Source organism: Pseudomonas sp. MPR-R2A5 (assembly GCF_058793055.1).
On record NZ_JBXAFK010000017.1, the window covers coordinates 89,318 to 110,125 of the forward strand.

Genomic DNA, 20,808 nt, shown 5'->3' on the forward strand with positions numbered 1-20,808 from the left:
CTCGCTACAATCGCCCGCTTTGCCACTTGGCACGGGCCTCTCCGGCCCGTTGCGCACGAGAAATTGCATGCTTGTCGGTAGTTATTCCCCCTCCCTGGTTGTGATCTCCCTGTTCGTTGCGATCCTCGCGTCCTATACCGCGCTGGACCTCAGTGGCCGCATCGCCACGGCCAGCGGGCGCGCGGTTTATCTATGGATAGCGGGCGGGGCGCTGGCCATGGGCGTGGGGGTGTGGTCCATGCACTTTATCGGCATGTTGGCGCTGCGCCTGCCGTTTGCCCTGGGATTTGACCTGGGCATTACCGCGCTGTCGCTGTTGATCGCGGTGTTGTCCAGCGGTTTTGCCTTATGGCTGGTGAGCCAGCAGCACCTGCCCGCCTGGCAGCTGGTGTTTGGCGCGCTGGTCATGGGGATGGGCATCGCCAGCATGCATTACACCGGCATGGCCGCGATGCGCATGACGCCGGGCATCGACTACGACCCCGGCTTGTTTGGCGTGTCGTTGCTGATAGCGGTGGTGGCGTCCGGCGCGGCACTTTGGATCGCCTTTAACCTTCGGCGCAATACTCCCTACGTACGCCTGGTACGTGGCGGGGCGGCGGTGGTAATGGGGTTTGCCATTGTTGGCATGCATTACACCGGTATGGCCGCGGCACGCTTTGCCGATGACAGTTTTTGCGGCGCCGCCTTGACCGGCTTGAGTGGCAAGGGCCTGGATAACCTGGTGCTGGTGACGACCTTGGCCGTGCTTGCCATTGCATTGCTGACCTCGCTGCTTGATGCGCGCCTGGAAGCCCGCACCGCCATACTCGCCGACTCCCTGACCCTGGCGAACCAGGAACTGACCCACCTGGCCCTGCACGACATGCTCACCGGCCTGCCCAATCGCACCTTGCTCGCAGACCGTATTCAGCAGGCGATGCAGGCGGTTAAGGAGCAGGGCGGTTGCTTCGCCCTGATGTTTATCGACCTGGATGGCTTCAAACCGGTCAACGATGCCTTCGGCCACCACTTGGGGGATCAGTTGCTGCGCGAGGTCGGCCAGCGCCTGCGTGAAGACCTGCGCAGCCAGGACACCCTGGCGCGTATCGGCGGGGATGAGTTCGTACTGCTGGTGCAACTGACGCAGCCGGATGATGCCCTCGGCCTGGCTGAACGCCAGGTGTCGTTGATCAATCGCGCGTTCCAGGTGGCCGAGCATGCGTTGAAAATCTCCGCCAGCGTCGGCATTGCCCTGTACCCCGGCAACGGCGGTAACCCCCAGGAGCTGCTGATGAACGCCGATGCCGCGATGTACCACGCCAAGGGCATGGGCAAGAACGGCTACAGCTTCTTCGATGTGTCGATGAACACTAACGCGCGCAAGCAGCTGCAGTTGTTGCAGGACCTGCGCAATGCCCTCGAACACCAGCAGTTCCGGTTGTATTACCAGCCCAAATTCGACGCCGTCAGTGGTCTCCCGGTAGGGGCCGAAGCGTTGCTGCGCTGGGAGCATCCGCAGCACGGTTTGCTGTTGCCCGACACGTTTATCGAATTGGCGGAAAAGACCGGGCTGATCATCCCGATGGGGGAATGGGTGCTCAATGAAGCCTGCCGCCAGATGCGCGAGTGGTACGGCCAGGGCTACGAGGGGTGGCGCATTGCCGTTAACCTCTCGGCGTTGCAGTTCTGCCATGGGGGGCTGGTCCAGAGTGTGGCGGCGGCCTTGGAGCGTCACCAGTTGCCAGCCAACAGCCTGACCCTGGAGATCACCGAGACCACCGCCATGCGCGATGCCGATGCGAGCATGACGGTGTTGCAGCAGCTTTCCGACATGGGGGTCGATCTGTCCATCGATGACTTTGGCACCGGCTATTCCAGCCTGATGTACCTCAAGCGCCTGCCGGCCAACGAACTGAAGATCGACCGTGGGTTTGTACGCGACCTGGAGCACGACAGCGACGATGCCGCCATCGTCTCGGCCATTGTCGCCCTGGGCCAGGCCCTGGGCCTGCGGATCGTCGCCGAAGGCGTGGAAACCGATGCGCAGCAGCGTTTCCTGACCCGCCTGGGCTGTGATTCCCTGCAAGGTTATCTGCTCGGACACCCGCTGCCGGCTGACGGCTTCATGGTCGGCATCCAGCGCGTCGAAGACGCGTTGGCGCCTGACAAAAGCCGTAGGTGACAGTTAGTATTGGATTCATGCATAAACATCAGGTTGAAACAGGGGACCGCACGCATGGACAAAGTCGTCATCATCACCGGGGGCAGCCGTGGGATTGGCGCCGAGACGGCATTGCTGGCCGCTCGCGAGGGCTATCGCATCTGCATCAATTACCAGTCCGACGAAGACGCCGCGCACCGCGTGCTTGAACAGGTTCGGGCCCTGGGCGCCCAGGCGATTGCCGTGCGGGCGGATGTCAGCATCGAAGATGAAGTGATCGCACTGTTTCATCGCGTCGATGCTGAACTGGGCCGGGTCACGGCGTTGGTCAACAATGCTGGCACCGTGGGGCATAAATCGCGGGTGGACGAAATGTCCGAGTTTCGCATCCTGAAAGTCATGAAGACCAATGTGCTTGGCCCGATCCTGTGTGCCAAGCATGCCGTGCTGCGCATGTCGCCCAAGCATGGCGGGCAGGGCGGCAGTATCGTCAACGTGTCGTCGGTGGCCGCGCGGCTCGGCTCACCGGGCGAGTATGTCGATTACGCAGCCTCCAAGGGCGCGCTCGATACCTTCACCATTGGCTTGTCGAAGGAAGTCGCGGGCGAAGGCATTCGTGTCAACGCGGTGCGCCCCGGCTATATCTTTACCGACTTCCATGCCTTGAGCGGTGACCCGAATCGGGTCAGCAAGCTGGAGTCTGGCATCCCCATGGCCCGGGGCGGGCGCCCGGATGAAGTGGCGGAAGCGATTATCTGGTTGTTGTCGGATAAGGCTTCTTATGCCACGGGCACATTTGTCGACCTGGGCGGTGGCCGTTAAGCGTCAGCGCAATCAGCTCGGAAGTCGGCGCAGGTTCATTACTCCGCCGGGTTCCAGCTCAGAATGACCTTACGATCCGGCCCAACGTCTCCATCGCCTTTTCCGACGCCTCGGTCCATGGGCTGCCATAGTTCAAGCGAATGCAATTGCGGAAACGCTGGGTTGCCGAGAAAATCGGTCCCGGCGCAATGCTGATGCCCTGGGCCAAAGCCATCTGGAACAATTTCAACGAGTCTGTCTGCTCTGGCAGTTCCAACCACAGGAAGTAGCCGCCGGCCGGCTGGCTGACCCGTGTCTGCGCCGGAAAGTAGCGTGCAATGGCGGCAAGCATGGCGCTTTGCTGTTCTTCCAGGGCATAACGCAATTTGCGCAGGTGCCGATCATAGCCGCCGTGTTGCAGGTAGTCGGCGATGGCTGCCTGGGCCGGCATCGACGGGCAGAGCGAGGTCATCAGCTTCAAGCGCTCGACCTTCTGCGCATAACGCCCGGCCGCGACCCAACCAACCCGGTAACCCGGGGCCAGGCTCTTGGCGAATGAACCGCAGTGCATCACCAGGCCCTCGGTGTCGAAGGCCTTGGCCGGTTTCGGTGCCTGTTGCCCGTAGTACAGCTCGGCGTAGACGTCGTCTTCGATCAGCGGCACCTGGTGACGGCGCAACAGCTCCACCAGTTCCTGTTTCTTCGACTCTGGCAGTGTGGCGCCCATGGGGTTCTGGAAGCTGGTCATGGTCCAGCAGGCCTTGATCGGGTAGCGCTCAAGGCTTTGCGACAACGCGTTAAGGTCAATGCCATCGCGTGGATGCACCGGGATCTCCACCGCCTTGAGCTTCAGGCGTTCCAGTACTTGCAGGCAGGCATAGAACGCGGGGGCTTCAATGGCCACCAGGTCACCCGGCTCGGTGACGGCCTGCAGGCACAGGTTCAGGGCCTCCAGCGCCCCGTTGGTGATCAGCAGTTCTTCCATGGGCAGCATCAGCCCGCCGACCATGTAGCGCAGGGCAATCTGGCGTCGCAATTGCGGGTTGCCCGGCGACATGTCGGTGACCACCAGGCGCGGGTCCATCTCACGGCTGGCGCTGGCCAGGGAGCGGGCCAGGCGTGGCAGCGGGAACAGCATCGGGCTGGGGAAGGCCGAACCGAAGGGTACGGTGTTCGGGTCCTTGATGGAGTCGAGTACCGAGAACACCAGTTCGCTCACATCGACCTCGGTGGACTCGTGGACCTGCTCGCTCACCACCGGCTCGGAAAACGGGCTGGGTGCATGGGTATTGACGAAGTAGCCGGAGCGCGGACGCGCACGGATCAGGCCCCGGCGTTCCAGCAGGTAGTAGGCCTGGAAGACGGTGGATGGGCTGACGCCGTAGGTCTGGCTGGCATAGCGCACCGAGGGCACCCGTTGGCCGGGGCCGAGGACGCCGGAGCGGATCAGTTCGGCAATGTCGTCGGCGAATTTTTCGTAGCGTTTCATTTTGGCCTTAAACACGTGTTTTATATGAGTGGAGATCCGATTGGGAGAGCCCTGATGCCGTACATCGCCTTCTGTAGGAGCGAGCTCGCTCGCGAAAAACGTCAACGATAACGCGTGCTTCCTGAATCAACGCGGCGCCTTTAAGTTCTTCGCGAGCAAGCTCGCTCCTACAAAAAAGCCCACCTCCCACATTTGATCTTTATCATTTTCGATACCGGGGTCTCAGCGGTTGAGCGGCGCCACGAAGCGGCTATCGGCCGCACTGTAGATCCAGGGTTCATCCACATCCGACACCTTGAACCGCAACGTCTGCGAACTGCTCGCCGGCTTGTCGGCCAGCAATGCCACCGATACCGGCACATCGCTGATTTCCCCGGGTGCCAGGCTGATCTCGGTCTTGCCCTGCAGTTGGAAGCCCTCGGCGTCCACCAGCTCCAGGCGGTAATCCTGGCGTTGCTGCGTCTTGTTGATGACCTTGAGGCTGTAGATGTTTTCGATCAAGCCCTGGGCGTTCTCGCGGAACATGCCACGGTCCTTGGTAACGTCCAGCGACACCATCGGCCGTTGCACCAACGCCACCACCAGCGCCGCGATCATCACCAGCAGCACGGCACTGTAGCCGATCAGGCGCGGCCGCAGCAGGTGAGTCTTGCCACCTTGCAGTTGATGTTCGGAGGTGTAGCTCACCAGGCCACGGGCATAGCCCATTTTGTCCATGATCGAATCGCAGGCGTCGATGCACGCCGCGCAGCCGATGCACTCCATTTGCAGGCCGTCGCGGATATCGATGCCGGTGGGGCAGACCTGCACGCACAACTGGCAGTCGATACAGTCGCCCAGGCCGACATCCGCCGGTTTCACCTCGCGTTTGCGTGGGCCACGGCTTTCGCCACGGGCCACATCATAGGAGATGGTCAGGGTGTCTTTGTCGAACATCACGCTCTGGAACCGGGCGTAGGGGCACATGTGCATGCACACGGCTTCGCGCAGCCAGCCGGCATTGATGTAGGTGGCTGCGGTGAAAAACAGGACCCAGAACAGGCTCACGCCCCCCATCTGCCAGGTCAGCAGTTCGGTGGCCAGCGGGCGAATGGGGGTGAAGTAGCCGACAAAAGTCAGCCCGGTCAGCACACTGATGCCCAGCCACAAGGTATGTTTGGCCGAGCGCCGCGCCAGTTTATTCAGGCTCCAGGGGGCCGCTTGCAGCTTGATGCGTTGGTTGCGTTCGCCTTCGGTGATTTTTTCGCACCACATGAACAACCAGGTAAAGGAGCTTTGCGGGCAGGTGTAGCCGCACCATACGCGGCCGGCAAACACAGTGATCGCAAACAGGCCGAAGGCGCAGATCATCAGCAGCGCGGACAGCAGGATGAAGTCCTGGGGCCAGAAGGTCGCGCCAAAGATATGGAATTTGCTTTCAGCCAGGTCCCACAGCACGGCCTGGCGACCGCCCCAGTTCAGCCACACGGTGCCGAAGAAGGCCAGGAACAGAAAGCCTGCACCGCTCACGCGCAAGGTACGAAACAGGCCGGTAAAGCTGCGGGTGTGAATCAGGTTGTCGCTGGATGCGGCCTTCACCTTCTTTGGGTGCGCAGGTGCATGGGGTTCCACGGTTCGGACGGGGATTATTTCGCTCATGGTCATTCGCTCATCAGCCTCCATCAGGCGGATGAACTATGCCCGTCGCTCTGTTTGCATAACAGACTCAGGTATGGCGATAAAAAGCGGATCAGATGCGTTGGTGTCCAAGCGCTGCGACAATGTGCTGCACCCCGTGGCGCCTGGGGTGCAGGCTTGATTTGGCGATGCTGACGCAGATCAATTAAATCAGCGAACCAGGCTCTTCGGCCTTGACGTGGTTGCGTGCATCCGTTGCACCCTCGACCGTCAGGGCGTCGGCCTCGGCTTCGGTGATATAGATCCGCTGGCCGGCCAGGTCCACGTAAGACATGGCTTTGTCGTTGTCGGTGAGGACCTTGACTCGGGTAGCCGGCACGCTTTGTTCCTGGCCGTTTTCATCGAGCATGAAATAGCACAGATGGTTTTCGATACGTACGGTCATGCTGATCTCCCTTTTCATAGGCTATGAAGGTTAGGGGCATGCCATCGGCGGTGGTTCCAGGCAACTGACTGGCGGTCGCTGCGGTCCATGCTTTATCGACCCCTATACAGGACAGTTTCCATGGACGCTTGGTGGCACGAAGTCTGGCAAACCCTGCAAGCCGAATTCGCCGATATTACCGATGCGAAGCAACTCACCCAGATCACCGTACGCTTGTTGATCGCCGCGCTCCTGGGCGGGATCCTCGGTTTTGAACGTGAGCACAAGGGCAAGGCGGCCGGGGTGCGCACGCACATGCTGGTGGCCCTGGGCGCCGCGCTGTTCGTGTTGGTGCCACAGATGTCCGGCAACCAGGCGGATGCCATGAGCCGGGTGGTGCAGGGGGTGATTGCCGGGATTGGGTTCCTGGGGGCGGGCACTATCCTCAAAGGCAAGGAGGACGAGGAGGGCCAGCACGTCAAGGGCCTGACCACCGCCGCCGGGTTGTGGATGACCGCCGCCATTGGGGTGGCGGCGGGGATGGGGCGCGAGTCGACGGCGGTGCTCAGTACGTTACTGGCCCTGGCGGTGTTCAGCGTGATGCCGAGGATCGTCAAGGTCTTTGAGAAGGATCAATGACCACCGCTCAGCTCAACAGGTCGGTTTCCTTCAATTGCCCAAATATCTTTGCGACAAACGCCGGCTCCGACGGGTTACCTGAAATCACGAGAACGCTCGTGTTGGTGGTGGGGGAGTACTTCAGCTGCATTTCCCCACTGGCCCCGGATAGTTGGTGGACCCATTGCAATGGTTTATTGAGTTGTCTGCGAATACCTGAAACATCCAGTTTGTCTTGACCGTGCACGAAATCCCGGACTTCGCTGGGGGCGTCGAGGGAAGACTCCTGGATGCTGGTGTAACGGTAGATATTGGGCCGAACCGTGCACGGTTTGTGGGGTGTGTCAGTGGGTATGCGATTCTCCAGATCAGTGGGGTGTGGGAACTTCAACGACCCGATTGCTTTTCTCACCAGCGCGGAAATGGAACACAGGGACGTCGCCCTGGCATTTGCTTGAGCAAGGTTGTCCTGGATATCCAGCAAAGGCTCGTGCTTTTTACTGGCAAAGCGGCGCACGAGATCAAATCGGCTTTCAAGCGGGGCGGTCATTAATCTGTACTTCAGGTCGAACAGGGCCGACTCGACATGGTTCCGATAGCTGTCGACCTGCTCAGCCTCGAAGGGAGACAGGACAGTGTCGATCGCATCTTTGCTCAATTGAGATTCGACCTTCTCGAGGACCTTGACGTTGTCGTTTGCATCGGGCCCGGACAATAAGGTGCTGATCTTGTCGGTCGTCAATAGCGTGCCAATTTTGTTGAAGGTGTCTATAGACCCTCTGGATGTTGGATCACGCAGCATGTGTTCAACCGTGCTTCGGTTTACCTGGGCACCCAGGTCAGTGAGGCTTTGCTTCATCGTTGCCGTGCTTGAAGGGGCCGGCTCGGGGTTGTCGGGTCGCTTGGGTTGCCTGGCGTGGTTCGGGCCTGAGCGGAGCAGGGCCTCCAGGGCTTGCGTGGTTACGACTGAAGACGCGGGAGGGAGGCCCCGTTCCGCACGATGCTGGCTTGGAGGGAGTGCGGAGTGGGGCGTCGGTATTTGATGGATGGCTGACATAATGTGTCCTCGCGAGTGCTTGGGTAAGCGAGTCGTCTTGGGATGACGTCTATGCGCGGTCAGTATCACCAATGTCCATTCAGACGAAGTAAGGACTTCACCGTTCGAGCCAGTAGGGTATTTCGCTTGTTAAGGTCAGTTCCCAGAGGTACTCGACATCACGGGGGCGATCGTCGTCGGTGGCTCCTCCACCGGCGGTGGCTCGTTTTCAGGTGGTTCTTGTTCTGGAATGGGCTCAGGCTCTGTGGGCGGCAGCGTCGGGTTATCGATATTCGGGTCGGGTGTTTCAGCCGGGATCGGGATATTCATCGGTATGGCCTCGTTTGTGCTTTGCTCTAGCGGTGGACATCGGGTGGGGGGAATTGATTCCCCGCCCAATGGCGGCATATCCGCCTGAACTTTTAACCAGGGTGCAGGCTCGGACCTTATACGGCCCTGCTCAGGGAGAGCGGCGCCGTATCAGAATTCGGATCAAGCAAAGAGCGTCCACAGGGCGTAAGGGGAAGATGCTCGATGACTGCTGAAACACTGGCTCCAAAGGAATCCTTATTGCCGTTGTCCCAGGCGCTGTTGTTGCCCAGGATCGCGATTGAAAGCACCACCCCCGTGATTGATGGCGGCGAATTTGCCGTAAAGGCCGTGGTGGGCCAGCGTGTCAATGTCACCAGCAAGGTGTTCGCCGATGGGCACGACAAGCTCGCCGTGCTGATCCGCTGGCGCGCGTTGCACGAAGAAAGCTGGCACAGCGTGGTCATGGCCGATGTGGGCAACGATGGCTGGGAGGGTGCTTTTAGCGTCGTCCAGCAGGGGCCCCACGAGTATTGCATCGAAGCCTGGATCGATACCTTCGCCAGCTTCTGCTACGAACTGCGCAAGAAACACGAGGCCGGGGTGCCGGTCAGCCTGGAGTTGCAGGAAGGCCGCAGCCTGGTGTTGCAGGCCGCCGAACGCAGCGACAACGAGCTGCGCGACCGCCTGATGTTGCTGCACCACGAACTCTCCGGCCTGCTGGAAACCGAGCAGGTCGCGCTGTTTTTGCACGAAGACAGTGCGCATCTCATGACCCAGGCCGATCACCGCGCCTACTTGAGCATCAGCACCGTATACCCGATCGATGTGGAGCGCGAAGCCGCACAATTTGCCAGTTGGTACGAACTGTTTCCCCGTTCGATCACCGACGATCCCGCACGCCACGGCACCTTCAATGATGTGCACTCGCGGCTGTCGATGATCCATGACATGGGCTTCGATGTGCTGTACTTCCCGCCGATCCACCCCATCGGCCGCAGCCACCGCAAGGGCAAGAACAACGCGCTCACGGCCGGCCCGGATGATCCGGGTAGCCCCTACGCGATCGGCAGCGAGGAGGGCGGCCACGAAGCCATCCACCCGCAACTGGGCAGCCGCGATGACTTTCGCCGCCTGGTCAAGGCCGCCGCCGAGCATGGCTTGGAAATCGCCCTGGACTTTGCCATCCAGTGCTCCCAGGACCACCCCTGGCTCAAGCAGCACCCGGGCTGGTTCAACTGGCGCCCGGACGGCACGATCAAATACGCGGAAAACCCGCCGAAAAAATACCAGGACATCGTCAACGTCGACTTTTACGCCGCCGATGCCATCCCCGGCCTATGGACCGAGCTGCGGGACATCGTGGTCGGTTGGGTGGAAGAGGGCGTGAAGACCTTTCGCGTCGACAACCCTCACACCAAGCCGCTGCCGTTCTGGCAATGGTTGATCAGTGATGTCAGGGCCAAGCACCCGGAAGTGATCTTCCTCGCCGAAGCTTTCACCACCCCCGCGATGATGGCGCGCCTGGGCAAGGTCGGATACTCCCAGAGCTACACCTATTTCACCTGGCGTAACACCAAGGCCGAACTGAGCGAGTACCTGACGCAGTTGAACCAGTCACCGTGGCGCGAATGCTACCGGCCGAACTTCTTCGTCAATACGCCGGACATCAACCCAGGCTTCCTGCATGAGTCCGGGCGTCCGGGCTTCTTGATCCGCGCCGTGTTGGCCAGCATGGGCTCGGGGCTGTGGGGCATGTATTCAGGTTTTGAACTGTGCGAAGCCGCGCCGGTACCGGGCAAGGAAGAGTACCTGGACTCGGAGAAGTACGAGATCCGCCCACGGGACTTCACCGCGCCGGGCAACATCATTGCCGAGATCGCCCAGCTCAATCGCATCCGCCGACAGAACCCGGCGTTGCAGACCCACTTGGGCCTGAAGCTGTACAACGCCTGGAACGACAACATCCTGTACTTCGGCAAGCGCAGCGAGGACGGCAGCAACTTCATCCTGGTGGCAGTCAACCTCGACCCCTTCAACGCCCAGGAAGCCCATTTCGAGTTACCGCTCTGGGAGCTGGGCCTGCCGGACGATGCGCAGATCCAGGGTGAAGACTTGATGAACGGCCATCGCTGGACCTGGTACGGCAAGAACCAGTGGACGCGGCTGGAGCCGCAGATGCCGTTCGGGATCTGGCGTATCACCACCTCCTGAGCCTGGCGAAGATCAACAGCTGGGAGGGGGCAAGCCCCTCCCACCTTGACCGCGTTCAGTTTGCAAGAATTTCAGTATTTCAGGAGTTTCCAATGGCGAAGAAACCCAAGGCTGCCACCTTTATCAAAGACCCGCTCTGGTACAAGGACGCGGTGATTTACCAGGTTCACGTCAAATCCTATTTCGACTCCAATAACGACGGCATCGGTGACTTTCCCGGGCTGATCGCCAAGCTCGACTACATCGCCGACCTCGGTGTGAACACCATCTGGCTGCTGCCGTTCTACCCTTCGCCACGCCGTGATGACGGCTATGACATCGCTGAATACCGTGGGGTGCACAGCGACTACGGGACCATGGCCGACGCCAAGCGCTTTATCGCCGAAGCCCATAAGCGCGGGCTGCGGGTGATCACCGAGCTGGTGATCAACCACACCTCCGACCAGCACCCCTGGTTCCAGCGCGCGCGCAAGGCCAAGCCCGGCTCGGCGGCTCGCGACTTCTACGTATGGTCCGATGACGACCAGAAATACGATGGCACGCGGATCATCTTCCTCGACACCGAAAAGTCCAACTGGACCTGGGACCCGGTCGCCGGCCAGTACTTCTGGCACCGCTTCTATTCCCATCAGCCGGACCTCAACTTCGACAACCCGCAGGTCATGAAGGCCGTGCTGTCGGTGATGCGTTACTGGCTCGACATGGGGATCGACGGCCTGCGCCTGGACGCCATCCCGTACCTGATCGAGCGTGACGGCACCAACAATGAAAACCTGCCGGAGACCCACGACGTCCTCAAGCAGATCCGCGCCGAAATCGACGCCCATTACCCTGACCGCATGCTGCTCGCCGAAGCCAACCAGTGGCCGGAAGACACCCAACTGTACTTCGGTGACAAAAAGGGCGATGACGGTGATGAATGCCATATGGCCTTTCACTTTCCATTGATGCCGCGCATGTACATGGCCCTGGCCCAGGAAGACCGCTTTCCGATCACCGACATCCTGCGCCAGACCCCAGAGATCCCCGCCAACTGCCAATGGGCGATCTTCCTGCGCAACCACGATGAGCTGACGCTGGAGATGGTCACCGACAAAGAGCGCGACTACCTGTGGAACTACTACGCAGCCGACCGGCGTGCGCGGATCAACCTGGGCATTCGCCGGCGCCTGGCGCCCTTGATGGAGCGCGATCGCCGTCGTGTCGAGTTGCTCAACAGCCTGCTGTTGTCGATGCCCGGCACGCCGACCCTGTATTACGGCGATGAAATCGGCATGGGTGACAACATCTACCTCGGTGACCGCGATGGCGTGCGCACGCCGATGCAGTGGTCCATCGACCGCAATGGCGGCTTCTCGCGCGCCGACCCGGCCAGCCTGGTGCTGCCGCCGATCATGGACCCGCAATACGGCTACCTGTCGGTCAACGTCGAAACCCAGGCCCAGGACCCCCACTCATTGCTCAACTGGACCCGGCGCATGTTGGCGGTGCGCAAGCAGTCCAAGGCGTTTGGCCGCGGCAGCTTGAAGATGCTCTCGCCGAGCAACCGCCGCATCCTCGCCTATACCCGTGAATTCACCGGCGACGATGGCCGCACGGAAATCATCCTGTGCGTGGCCAACGTATCGCGTAGCGCCCAGGCCGCCGAGCTGGACCTGTCGGCCTTTGCCGGCATGGTGCCGGTGGAGATGCTCGGCGGGAATGCCTTCCCTCCGATCGGCCAGCTTAATTTCCTGCTGACCCTGGCGCCGTATGGCTTCTACTGGTTTGTGCTGGCAGCGGAAAACCAGATGCCCAGCTGGCACGTGGAACCGGCGCAGAGCATGCCGGACTTCACCACCCTGGTGCTGAAAAAACGCATGGAAGAATTGCTGGACGCCCCTTGCCGCGCCAGCCTTGAACAACAGGTGCTGCCGGCCTGGCTGCCGAAACGGCGTTGGTTCGCCGGCAAGGACACGGCCATCGACAGCGTGCATATCGCCTACGGCGTGCGTTTCGGCGACCCGGAGCACCCGGTGTTGCTCAGCGAGATCGATGTGACCAGTGGCGGCCAGGTCAGCCGTTACCAGTTGCCGTTCGGCTTCCTCGGCGAAGACCAGTTCACCAGCGCCTTGCCGCAGCAATTGGCCCTGGCCCGTGTACGCCGGGTGCGCCAGGTGGGACTGGTCACCGATGCCTTCAGCCTGGAGCACTTTATTCGCGCGGTGATCCAGGGCCTGCAGGCCGGCAGCGTGCTCAACTCCAGCGAGGGCGACCTGCGCTTCGAGGCCACTTCCCATCTGGCACCCTTGCAGTTGGCCGAGGACGCCCAGGTACGCTACCTGGCCGCCGAGCAGTCCAACAGCTCGGTGGTGGTCGGCGAGAGCCTGGTGCTCAAGCTGATCCGTAAAGTCAGCGCCGGGGTACACCCGGAGCTGGAGATGAGTGCCTACCTGACCGCCGCCGGATACCCGAATATCTCGCCGCTGCTGGGGTCGGTGATTCGCCGCGATGCGGCCGGTGACGACAACCTGCTGATGATTGCCCAGGGTTACCTGAGCAATCAGGGCGATGCGTGGAGCTGGACCCAGAATAATCTGGAGCGCGCGATTCGCGACGAACTCGCCGAGGCCATCTCCGAACAGGAGCAGCACTACAACGCCCTGGGTGAACTGGCGGACTTCGCCGGGTTGCTCGGCAAGCGCCTGGGGGAAATGCACCTGGTACTGGGAGCGCCCACCACGAACAAGGACTTCAAGCCCGAAGCCACCACGGTCAAGGACACCCAAGCCTGGGCCAAGGATGTGGGGGCGCAGATCGACCGCGCCCTGCAATTGCTCAAGCTGCATCAACACCAATTGAACCCGGCCGATCAGGCGCTGGTCAGTGCTTTGCTGGACCACAAAAAAGCCATCGCCAGCCACGTACAGACCCTGGCCAAGGCCACGGTGGGCGGCCTGCGGATCCGCGTGCATGGTGACTTGCACCTGGGCCAGGTGCTGGTGGTCAAGGGCGATGCCTACTTGATTGACTTTGAAGGGGAGCCGGCGCGGCCGCTGCATGAACGCCGCGGCAAGCACAGCCCCTATAAGGATGTGAGTGGCGTACTGCGGTCGTTTGATTACGCAGCGGCCATGGCCCTGAATGGACAGGGGGTCGATCACTCGCCCGAAGCGGATACCGCCCGCAAGCGGGTGACCGACCGTTACCTGAACGAGGCGCGCCAGGCATTTATCCAGGCTTATCAGGCAGCCACGGCTACACTGGGCCATGACTGGCAGGATGCCAAAGGCCAGGACGCGGCGCTGACGTTGTTCAGCCTGGAGAAGGCCGCGTACGAAGTGGCCTACGAAGCGGAAAACCGCCCGACCTGGTTGCCGGTGCCCTTGCAGGGCTTGCATGGCCTGCTGAGTGGGCTTACACCTAAATCGAAAACTGCACGCGGTGGGGAGACGTCATGAGCTTTACGAGTAAAGAACCGCTGCAACCGAAGTTGACAGCAATGCCGGCGTCCAAGGACGTCGAAGCGCTGGTGCGCGCCGAGCACCACGACCCCTTTTCCATTCTGGGGCCCCATGATGACGAGCAGGGCGGGCAGTTTATCCGCGCGTTCCTGCCGGACGCCTTGAGCGTCCAAGTGTTGAGCAAAGAGGGCGGCGAGCCCCTCGCCACTCTGGAGGCGAACCAGGTGCCTGGGTTGTTCGTCGGGCATCTCGCGACACGCCAGCCTTATGTGCTGAAGATCCAGTGGGCCGGCGGTGAGCAGATCACCGAAGACCCGTACAGCTTCCAGCAATTGCTGCTGGGGGAAATGGACCTGTACCTGTTTGCCGAAGGTAATCACCGCGACCTCAGCAGTTGCCTGGGCGCCCAGGTGACCACGGTCGATGGCGTGCCGGGCGTGCGCTTCGCCGTATGGGCACCCAACGCGCGGCGTGTCTCGGTGGTGGGCGACTTCAATATCTGGGACGGTCGCCGCCACCCGATGCGCCTGCGTCATCCGTCGGGCGTGTGGGAGATTTTTATCCCGCGCCTGCAAGCGGGTGCGGCGTACAAGTACGAGATCCTCGGCGCCCACGGTATCTTGCCGCTCAAGGCTGACCCGATGGCCCTGGCCACCCAACTGCCGCCCGACACCGCGTCCAAGGTCGCCCCGCCGTTGCAGGTGGATTGGCAGGACCATGAGTGGATGCAGGCGCGCACAGAGAAGCAGCAGCCCACCGCGCCGCTGTCGATCTACGAATTGCATGTGGGCTCCTGGCAGTGCGAGCTGGACGAAGCCGGTGAAGTGGCGCGTCAGTACGGTTGGCGCGAGCTGGTCGAGCGTTTGATTCCGTATGTGCAGCAACTGGGGTTCACCCATATCGAACTGATGCCGATCATGGAGCACCCGTTTGGCGGTTCCTGGGGCTACCAGGCGTTGTCGCAGTTCGCACCGAGTGCCCGATTTGGTTCGCCGGAAGATTTCGCGTATTTCGTCAACGCCTGTCACCAGGCCGATATCGGCGTGATCCTCGATTGGGTGCCGGCGCATTTTCCGACCGATACCCATGGCCTGGCGCAGTTCGACGGCACCGCCCTGTACGAGTACGCCAACCCGCTGGAAGGCTTCCACCAGGATTGGGACACGCTGATCTATAACCTGGGCCGCACCGAAGTCCACGGCTATATGCTGGCGTCGGCGCTGCACTGGCTCAAGCATTTCCACGTCGATGGCCTGCGCGTGGATGCGGTGGCCTCGATGCTCTACCGCGACTATTCGCGCAAGGCCGGCGAGTGGGTGCCCAACCGCCATGGCGGCCGCGAGAACCTGGAAGCCATCGACTTCCTGCGCCACCTCAACGACGTGGTGGCCCTGGAAGCTCCGGGGGCACTGGTGATTGCCGAAGAGTCCACCGCCTGGCCCGGTGTCAGCCAGCCCACCCAACAGGGCGGCCTGGGGTTCAATTACAAATGGAACATGGGCTGGATGCATGACTCCCTGCATTACATTCAGCAGGACCCGGTGTACCGCGCCCATCATCACAACGAGCTGAGCTTCGGCCTGGTCTACGCCTGGTCCGAACGCTTCATCCTGCCGATCTCCCATGATGAGGTGGTACACGGCAAGCACTCGCTGATCGACAAGATGCCCGGCGACCGCTGGCAGAAATTCGCCAACCTGCGCGCCTACCTGAGTTTCATGTGGATGCACCCAGGCAAGAAGCTGTTGTTCATGGGCTGCGAATTCGGCCAGTGGCGCGAGTGGAACCACGATCAGCAACTGGATTGGTACCTGCTGCAATACCCGGAACACCGGGGGGTACAGAAGTTGGTGGGCGACTTGAACCGCCTGTACCGTGAGGAGCCCGCGCTGCACGAGCAGGATGACGCGCCCCAGGGGTTCCAGTGGCTGATCGGCGATGACGCGATCAACAGTGTGTACGCCTGGCTGCGCTGGAGCAAAGACGGCAAGCCTGTGCTGGTGGTGGCCAACTTCACCCCGGTGCCACGTGAGGGATACAAGGTGGGCGTGCCGTTTGCCGGGCGTTGGAGCGAAGTGATCAACAGCGATGCCGACACTTACGCCGGCTCCAATTACGGCAATGGCGGTGGCGTGTTTACCGAAGATGAACCGCGCCACGGACAACCGGTGTCGTTGTCGTTGAATCTGCCGCCGTTGGGGGTGCTGATTTTGCGTCCGCAAGCCAGTTAAAGGCTCTACCGCACTGGATTCAGTTGTCCGCGCTAGTGGCAGGATGCCACAATGGCATCTTTGTTGCGGCAGTCGAATCGGGCGGGTTTCATGAATGGCCTTGGGCGTAGTCAGGACGAGGATTGCTTTATAGAAGAGCAGGTGCGAACTGACCGTTTGCACCAGCTGTTTCGCCAATCTTTTGCTGCGATTTTCGGCAGTTACTTCGCTGCCGTCATGCTCTGCTGGGTGTGCTGGGATCGCTTCGATCATCAGGTCATGATGGTCTGGCTGCTGGTGTTGGCGGCTTCGTCGCTGCTGCGGGTCAAGATGTTCATGGACTGGTTTCGCTGCCCCGGCAGCGAACGCACCCCGGACCGCTGGGAGCGGCGTTATTGGATCACCCTGTGCCTGTCTGCCGGCGTCTGGGGCCTTGGAGCCTTTGCGGTGATGCCCACCGACGATCGGCTGTCCCAGACCCTGGTCATCCTGTTTACCGTGGGCATGTCCGTCAGCGCCGTGTCCTGTTACTCGGCCTATCGCTACATGACCATGGCCTCGGTTGGCCTGGTACTGTTGCCGTCGACGCTGTGGCTGCTGTTCCAGCCATCGCCGATGCAGGTGGGGATGGCGCTGGCCGTGCTGGTGTTCTCATCGTTTGTGGTCAGCGCCACGCGTAAAATGTCCGACGCCCTGGAGAAAGCCTTTCGTCTCACCCGCGAGATGGAGCGCGCCCACACGATTTCCACCCACGCCGCACAGACCGACGAATTGACCGGCCTGATGAACCGTCGCGCATTCTTCGAACATGCCCAACAGTTGTACGCGCAGTGCCGGTATCACCAGCAGCCCCTGTGTGCGCTGATGCTGGACATGGATCACTTCAAGCAAATCAACGACACCTATGGCCACCAGGCGGGGGACCAAGTGTTGCGCCAGATCGGTGGGGTGATCAGCGCCTCGTTTCGCCAGGCCGACGTCTATGGTCGGCTGGGCGGGGAAGAGTTTGCGGTGCTGCTGCCCAACACGTCATTGGAAACCGCGCTGGATATCGCCGAGCAGTTGATCAAGGCGATCGCCGGCCTGGCATCGGACCCGGTCCAGGGCTTGACCGCCAGCCTCGGGGTGGCGTCGACCCACAACCAGGATCAGGACCTGCACGGCCTGATGAATACCGCTGACAAGGCGCTGTACCGCGCCAAGGCCCTGGGCCGCAATCAAGTGGCCGTGGCGGAGTAGGGCTCAGTCCTTGAGCATGGCCTTGGCCAGCACTTGCGCCACTTGGTCGGCGGAGTAGGGCTTGGCCAGGAATGCAAACCCTTCATAGCCGTTGTCTGCCAGCTCGTCGCTGTAGCCAGAGGTGAGCACCACGGGCAAGTCCGCGCGGCGCTGACGCAAGACCTTGGCCATCGCCACGCCGGTCATGCCGGGCATGACCACATCCGAGAAAATCGCATCGAATGCCCTGGCATCCGGGCCGGCCAGGGCCAATGCCTGTTCGGCATCGGTGACCCAGGTGGTCTGGTAACCCAGGTCCTGAAGGATCTGGTTGGCGAAACGGCCAACCTCCAGGTTGTCCTCGACAATCAGGATATTGCGCAGGGTGCTGGTGTCGAAGGGTGTCGGCTCGGCGGGTGCGGGCTCGTTCCCGGTCAGCTGCGGTTCCGCTTCGGGCAGGTAAAGCGTAAATACCGTGCCCTCGCCAAGGGTGCTGGCCACATCGACGTTACCGCCGGACTGCTTGGCGAAACCGAACACCTGTGACAAACCGAGGCCGGTGCCTTTGCCGACGGCCTTGGTGGTAAAAAACGGCTCGAAAATGCGCTCCAGAGTGTCGCCGGCAATACCGCTGCCCGTGTCGGCCAGGGACACCGCCACAAACGGCTGGCGCGATTCGGCATCGCCGCGGATACGCGGCAAGGCGGGCAGGCGCGCGACGCTCAGGGTCAGGGTGCCTTGGCTGTCCATGGCATCGCGGGCGTTGAGGGCGATATTGATCAATGCCGCTTCAAACTGGCTGGAGTCCACCCGCACATGGCAAGGCTGCTCGGGCAGGTTGACGCGAACCTGAATGCGCGCGCCGGTCACGCTTTCCAGCATTTCAGCGATGTTCTGCACACGCTGGCCTACGTCGAAGACTTCCGGGTTCAACGGTTGGCGGCGGGCAAAGGCGAGCAGCTGGCTGGTCAGCTTGCTGGCGCGTTCCACCGTGTCGGAAACCGCGCTCATATAGCGTTGGCGGCGTTCCTCGGAGAGCCCGGGTTGGCGCAGAAAGTCCACCGACGAACGAATGATGGTCAATAGATTGTTGAAGTCATGAGCGACACCCCCCGTCAATTGGCCGATAGCTTCGAGCTTTTGCGACTGACGCAGGGCGGCTTCGGTTTGCGTCAACAGCCGTGTACGTTCTTCCACCCGTTGTTCCAGGGTGGCGTTGAGCTCTGTGAACGCGGCCAGGCCTTCGCGCACGGCGGCGTTGGCGCGTACGCGTTCGATATGCGCCCACGAACGCTCGGTTACCTCGCCCAATAACGCCAGGTCATAGGCTGACCAGTCCCGCTCGGTCTTGTTGTGCACGGCCATCAGGGCGGTCAAGCGACCGTTCTTGATCAGCGGCATGCAGATCGTGGCCGCTACGCCCAGCGCCTGGAAACTCAGGGATTCATGGGCGGGCAGTTCGACCAGGTGATTGCGGATCACCAGCGGCTCACCGGCGCGCAGATGCTTGACCGCCGTGTGCCCGAACGCTTTGAGGCTGTAGTGCCCGGTGATGCTGGGCGAACCGGGTGCGGTCCAGTTGTCGCGGATGGTGAAGCCGTCTTCGTCGGCGTCCATATCGGCGTAGGCACAAATGGACACCTGCAGGTGCTGCGCTAGCAGGCGGGTGGTGGCCGTCATGATGGTTTCGGCGTCGGTGGCGTTGGCCACCGCGTTGCCGATGGCATCCAGCACCGTCAGGCGGCGAGAGAGGAACACCGTTGCGGTGGTTTCCGTCACGGTGTCGAGCATCCCCACGACCCGCCCCTTAGGGTCACGGATCGGGCTGTAGCAGAACGTGAAATAGGCCTGTTCCGGCGTGGCGCTGCGCTCGATCACCAAGGGGAAGTTTTCGATATAGGTGGCATGGCCCTCGAAGGCGGCGTCGGCGATGGGACCGATCTCATCCCAGGCTTCGCTCCAGATTTGGCTGAACGGGCGGCCCAAGGCATAGGGTTTATTGCCGAGTATGGGGACAAACGCGTCGTTATAGAGCGTGATCAACCGAGGCCCCCAAATGATGGCTTGGGGGAAGCTGGAAGCGAGGCACAGGGCAACGGTGGTCTTCAATACATCCGGCCACAGCTCAATTGGCCCGAGGGTCGTACTGGCCCAATCATGCTGGCGAATCCGCTCAGCCATGTCGCTGCTGCTTTGCAGCCAATTCATCATTGGGAAAACACCTTGTCTGCCAGAGTCTTATAGCGCGCCCGAACGTGACAGGCGCCAAGCTACTGACCCGGTTAATCGCCGCCAGTTCAGCGCAAGTATCCCTTAGATGGCGATTTGATGCTGCCCCTGTTTGAACGCGGCACGAGCGTCGGCGGGGGCCGTTGCCCAAACCTTATTGCGAGCCGAATAAACCGGTCCAGTAAATCCCGGCATCGCTCTTCGGATCCATCGCATAGGCGGCGCCCAGTTCGCGAAACTGCGGGTTCATCAGGTTGGCGCAATGGCCGGGGCTGGCGAGCCAGCCATCCACCACCTTGCGCGGCGTGTCGAGGCCGGCGGCGATGTTTTCCCCGATGTTCTTCGCGATATACCCGGCCAGTTCGGCGCGGTCGCCTGGGGTGCGGCCGTCAGGGTCGAGGTGATCGAAGAAATTGCCGTTGGCCATGTTGCGTGCATGGCTGTTGGCCGCATCGGCGAGGTTGGCGTTCCACGACAACGGGGTGGTCGCGTTAAAGGCCTGGGTGCCACACTGGCGCGGTTGTTCACGGGCGGCGTTGATCAGGTTCAGCAGTTGCTTGCCCTCGGTCTGCCAATCGCCCCGGCCGCTGGACAGCAGGGGGCGGGCGAGGACGATGCGCCAATCCTGGCCGTTGTTGCTCACGCCGATGTCGACGAACTGCGGGTCCAGGACCACGCGGCAGAAGCTTTCACGCACAGCCTTCATGGCCGCCTGGGCATCCTTGGGGCCGGACAGGCTGATGGCTTGCACATTCACCATCGGGTACGCCGCCCGTGCCAGCGCCTGTTGCAGGTCGCCGACATTGCTGGCGGGCAACACCAGCCGCGTATCGTTGGCCAGCGGCGGCAGTTCCTGGGAACCCTGGTCACCGCAGCGTTGCACCTGGCTGCGGTACGCGTTGATCTGTTGTACCAACTGACTTTCTTCATTCGCCATCGCGCTGGCGCAGAACACTACACTGGCGGCCAGCGTCGTAAGACCCATCATCAATGACAGAACGCGCATGGACGTTACCCTTGAACTTGAAAGTGCCCATGATGCGCGATGTGGGGGCGT

At 61.5% G+C, this 20,808-nt stretch carries 14 protein-coding genes; 7 read left to right on the top strand and 7 right to left on the bottom strand.

All coding sequences use genetic code 11. The annotated features are described in order from the left end of the window. The first annotated feature begins 67 nt into the window (after positions 1–67). Together AC1Q6I_RS14350 and AC1Q6I_RS14355 are read left to right on the top strand one after the other, a co-directional pair. A complete protein-coding gene (locus AC1Q6I_RS14350; protein ID WP_024075158.1) occupies positions 68–2,164 on the top strand; it encodes a putative bifunctional diguanylate cyclase/phosphodiesterase in 2,097 nt (698 codons plus the stop codon). A 54-nt stretch (positions 2,165–2,218) separates the two neighbouring features. Continuing rightward, entirely contained in the window at positions 2,219–2,965 is a 747-nt protein-coding gene (locus tag AC1Q6I_RS14355) for an SDR family oxidoreductase (protein ID WP_024075159.1), read from the top strand. Between the two features lie 58 nt (positions 2,966–3,023). On the opposite strand, the gene mapR is transcribed toward AC1Q6I_RS14355, so the two are convergent. The 3 genes from mapR to AC1Q6I_RS14370 all read right to left on the bottom strand — a co-directional run bounded on the left by mapR (position 3,024) and on the right by AC1Q6I_RS14370 (position 6,495). Further along, positions 3,024–4,433 (bottom strand): GntR family transcriptional regulator MpaR, encoded by a 1,410-nt coding sequence (gene mapR, locus AC1Q6I_RS14360; RefSeq protein ID WP_024075160.1) that lies wholly within the window; start codon positions 4,431–4,433, stop codon positions 3,024–3,026. 222 nt (positions 4,434–4,655) lie between these two features. Beyond that, a complete protein-coding gene (gene ccoG, locus AC1Q6I_RS14365) occupies positions 4,656–6,071 on the bottom strand; it encodes a cytochrome c oxidase accessory protein CcoG (RefSeq protein ID WP_102624236.1) in 1,416 nt (471 codons plus the stop codon). A gap of 184 nt (positions 6,072–6,255) precedes the next feature. Beyond that, the gene (locus tag AC1Q6I_RS14370) at positions 6,256–6,495 is read right to left on the bottom strand and encodes a DUF3203 family protein (RefSeq protein WP_024075162.1); all 240 of its coding nucleotides are present in this window, start codon (positions 6,493–6,495) and stop codon (positions 6,256–6,258) included. 120 nt (positions 6,496–6,615) lie between these two features. On the opposite strand from AC1Q6I_RS14370, the gene AC1Q6I_RS14375 reads away from it, so the two are divergent. Then, complete coding sequence (locus tag AC1Q6I_RS14375; protein ID WP_069075883.1) at positions 6,616–7,113, top strand: MgtC/SapB family protein; 498 nt, start codon at positions 6,616–6,618, stop codon at positions 7,111–7,113. 7 nt (positions 7,114–7,120) lie between these two features. Here AC1Q6I_RS14375 and AC1Q6I_RS14380 read toward each other — a convergent pair whose 3' ends face one another. Together AC1Q6I_RS14380 and AC1Q6I_RS14385 are read right to left on the bottom strand one after the other, a co-directional pair. Beyond that, positions 7,121–7,951, bottom strand: a complete 831-nt coding sequence (locus tag AC1Q6I_RS14380) for a M10 family metallopeptidase C-terminal domain-containing protein (protein WP_051448884.1) — start codon at positions 7,949–7,951, stop codon at positions 7,121–7,123. 333 nt (positions 7,952–8,284) lie between these two features. Beyond that, positions 8,285–8,458, bottom strand: coding sequence for a hypothetical protein (locus AC1Q6I_RS14385; RefSeq protein WP_168233082.1), 174 nt, complete (start codon positions 8,456–8,458; stop codon positions 8,285–8,287). 204 nt (positions 8,459–8,662) lie between these two features. On the opposite strand from AC1Q6I_RS14385, the gene AC1Q6I_RS14390 reads away from it, so the two are divergent. From AC1Q6I_RS14390 to AC1Q6I_RS14405, 4 genes are all read left to right on the top strand, one after another. Continuing rightward, positions 8,663–10,651, top strand: coding sequence for an alpha-1,4-glucan--maltose-1-phosphate maltosyltransferase (locus AC1Q6I_RS14390; protein WP_024075165.1), 1,989 nt, complete (start codon positions 8,663–8,665; stop codon positions 10,649–10,651). Positions 10,652–10,743: 92 nt separating this feature from the next. After that, positions 10,744–14,091, top strand: a complete 3,348-nt coding sequence (gene treS, locus AC1Q6I_RS14395; protein WP_024075166.1) for a maltose alpha-D-glucosyltransferase — start codon at positions 10,744–10,746, stop codon at positions 14,089–14,091. Next, complete coding sequence (gene glgB, locus AC1Q6I_RS14400) at positions 14,088–16,325, top strand: 1,4-alpha-glucan branching protein GlgB (protein WP_102624225.1); 2,238 nt, start codon at positions 14,088–14,090, stop codon at positions 16,323–16,325. Before treS ends, glgB begins: the two co-directional genes overlap by 4 nt. Positions 16,326–16,376: 51 nt before the next feature. Further along, a complete protein-coding gene (locus AC1Q6I_RS14405; protein ID WP_102624224.1) occupies positions 16,377–17,543 on the top strand; it encodes a GGDEF domain-containing protein in 1,167 nt (388 codons plus the stop codon). Between the two features lie 3 nt (positions 17,544–17,546). Here the strand turns inward: AC1Q6I_RS14405 and AC1Q6I_RS14410 are convergent, their stop codons facing one another. Together AC1Q6I_RS14410 and AC1Q6I_RS14415 are read right to left on the bottom strand one after the other, a co-directional pair. After that, a complete protein-coding gene (locus AC1Q6I_RS14410) occupies positions 17,547–19,733 on the bottom strand; it encodes a GAF domain-containing hybrid sensor histidine kinase/response regulator (RefSeq protein ID WP_102624223.1) in 2,187 nt (728 codons plus the stop codon). Between the two features lie 172 nt (positions 19,734–19,905). Continuing rightward, positions 19,906–20,757 carry a CAP domain-containing protein gene (locus tag AC1Q6I_RS14415; protein ID WP_024075170.1) on the bottom strand — a complete coding sequence of 284 codons (852 nt, stop codon included), beginning with the start codon at positions 20,755–20,757 and terminating at the stop codon, positions 19,906–19,908. Between the last annotated feature and the right edge of the window lie 51 nt (positions 20,758–20,808).

Excerpts from the sequence above, each read along its gene's own strand:
- AC1Q6I_RS14350 (WP_024075158.1), top strand. The coding sequence starts at position 68 with ATGCTTGTCGGTAGTTATTCCCCCTCCCTGGTTGTGATCTCCCTGTTC.
- AC1Q6I_RS14355 (WP_024075159.1), top strand. The coding sequence starts at position 2,219 with ATGGACAAAGTCGTCATCATCACCGGGGGCAGCCGTGGGATTGGCGCC.
- mapR (WP_024075160.1), bottom strand. The coding sequence starts at position 4,433 with ATGAAACGCTACGAAAAATTCGCCGACGACATTGCCGAACTGATCCGC.
- ccoG (WP_102624236.1), bottom strand. The coding sequence starts at position 6,071 with ATGAGCGAAATAATCCCCGTCCGAACCGTGGAACCCCATGCACCTGCG.
- AC1Q6I_RS14370 (WP_024075162.1), bottom strand. The coding sequence starts at position 6,495 with ATGACCGTACGTATCGAAAACCATCTGTGCTATTTCATGCTCGATGAA.
- AC1Q6I_RS14375 (WP_069075883.1), top strand. The coding sequence starts at position 6,616 with ATGGACGCTTGGTGGCACGAAGTCTGGCAAACCCTGCAAGCCGAATTC.
- AC1Q6I_RS14380 (WP_051448884.1), bottom strand. The coding sequence starts at position 7,951 with ATGAAGCAAAGCCTCACTGACCTGGGTGCCCAGGTAAACCGAAGCACG.
- AC1Q6I_RS14385 (WP_168233082.1), bottom strand. The coding sequence starts at position 8,458 with ATGAATATCCCGATCCCGGCTGAAACACCCGACCCGAATATCGATAAC.
- AC1Q6I_RS14390 (WP_024075165.1), top strand. The coding sequence starts at position 8,663 with ATGACTGCTGAAACACTGGCTCCAAAGGAATCCTTATTGCCGTTGTCC.
- treS (WP_024075166.1), top strand. The coding sequence starts at position 10,744 with ATGGCGAAGAAACCCAAGGCTGCCACCTTTATCAAAGACCCGCTCTGG.
- glgB (WP_102624225.1), top strand. The coding sequence starts at position 14,088 with ATGAGCTTTACGAGTAAAGAACCGCTGCAACCGAAGTTGACAGCAATG.
- AC1Q6I_RS14405 (WP_102624224.1), top strand. The coding sequence starts at position 16,377 with ATGGCATCTTTGTTGCGGCAGTCGAATCGGGCGGGTTTCATGAATGGC.
- AC1Q6I_RS14410 (WP_102624223.1), bottom strand. The coding sequence starts at position 19,733 with ATGATGAATTGGCTGCAAAGCAGCAGCGACATGGCTGAGCGGATTCGC.
- AC1Q6I_RS14415 (WP_024075170.1), bottom strand. The coding sequence starts at position 20,757 with ATGCGCGTTCTGTCATTGATGATGGGTCTTACGACGCTGGCCGCCAGT.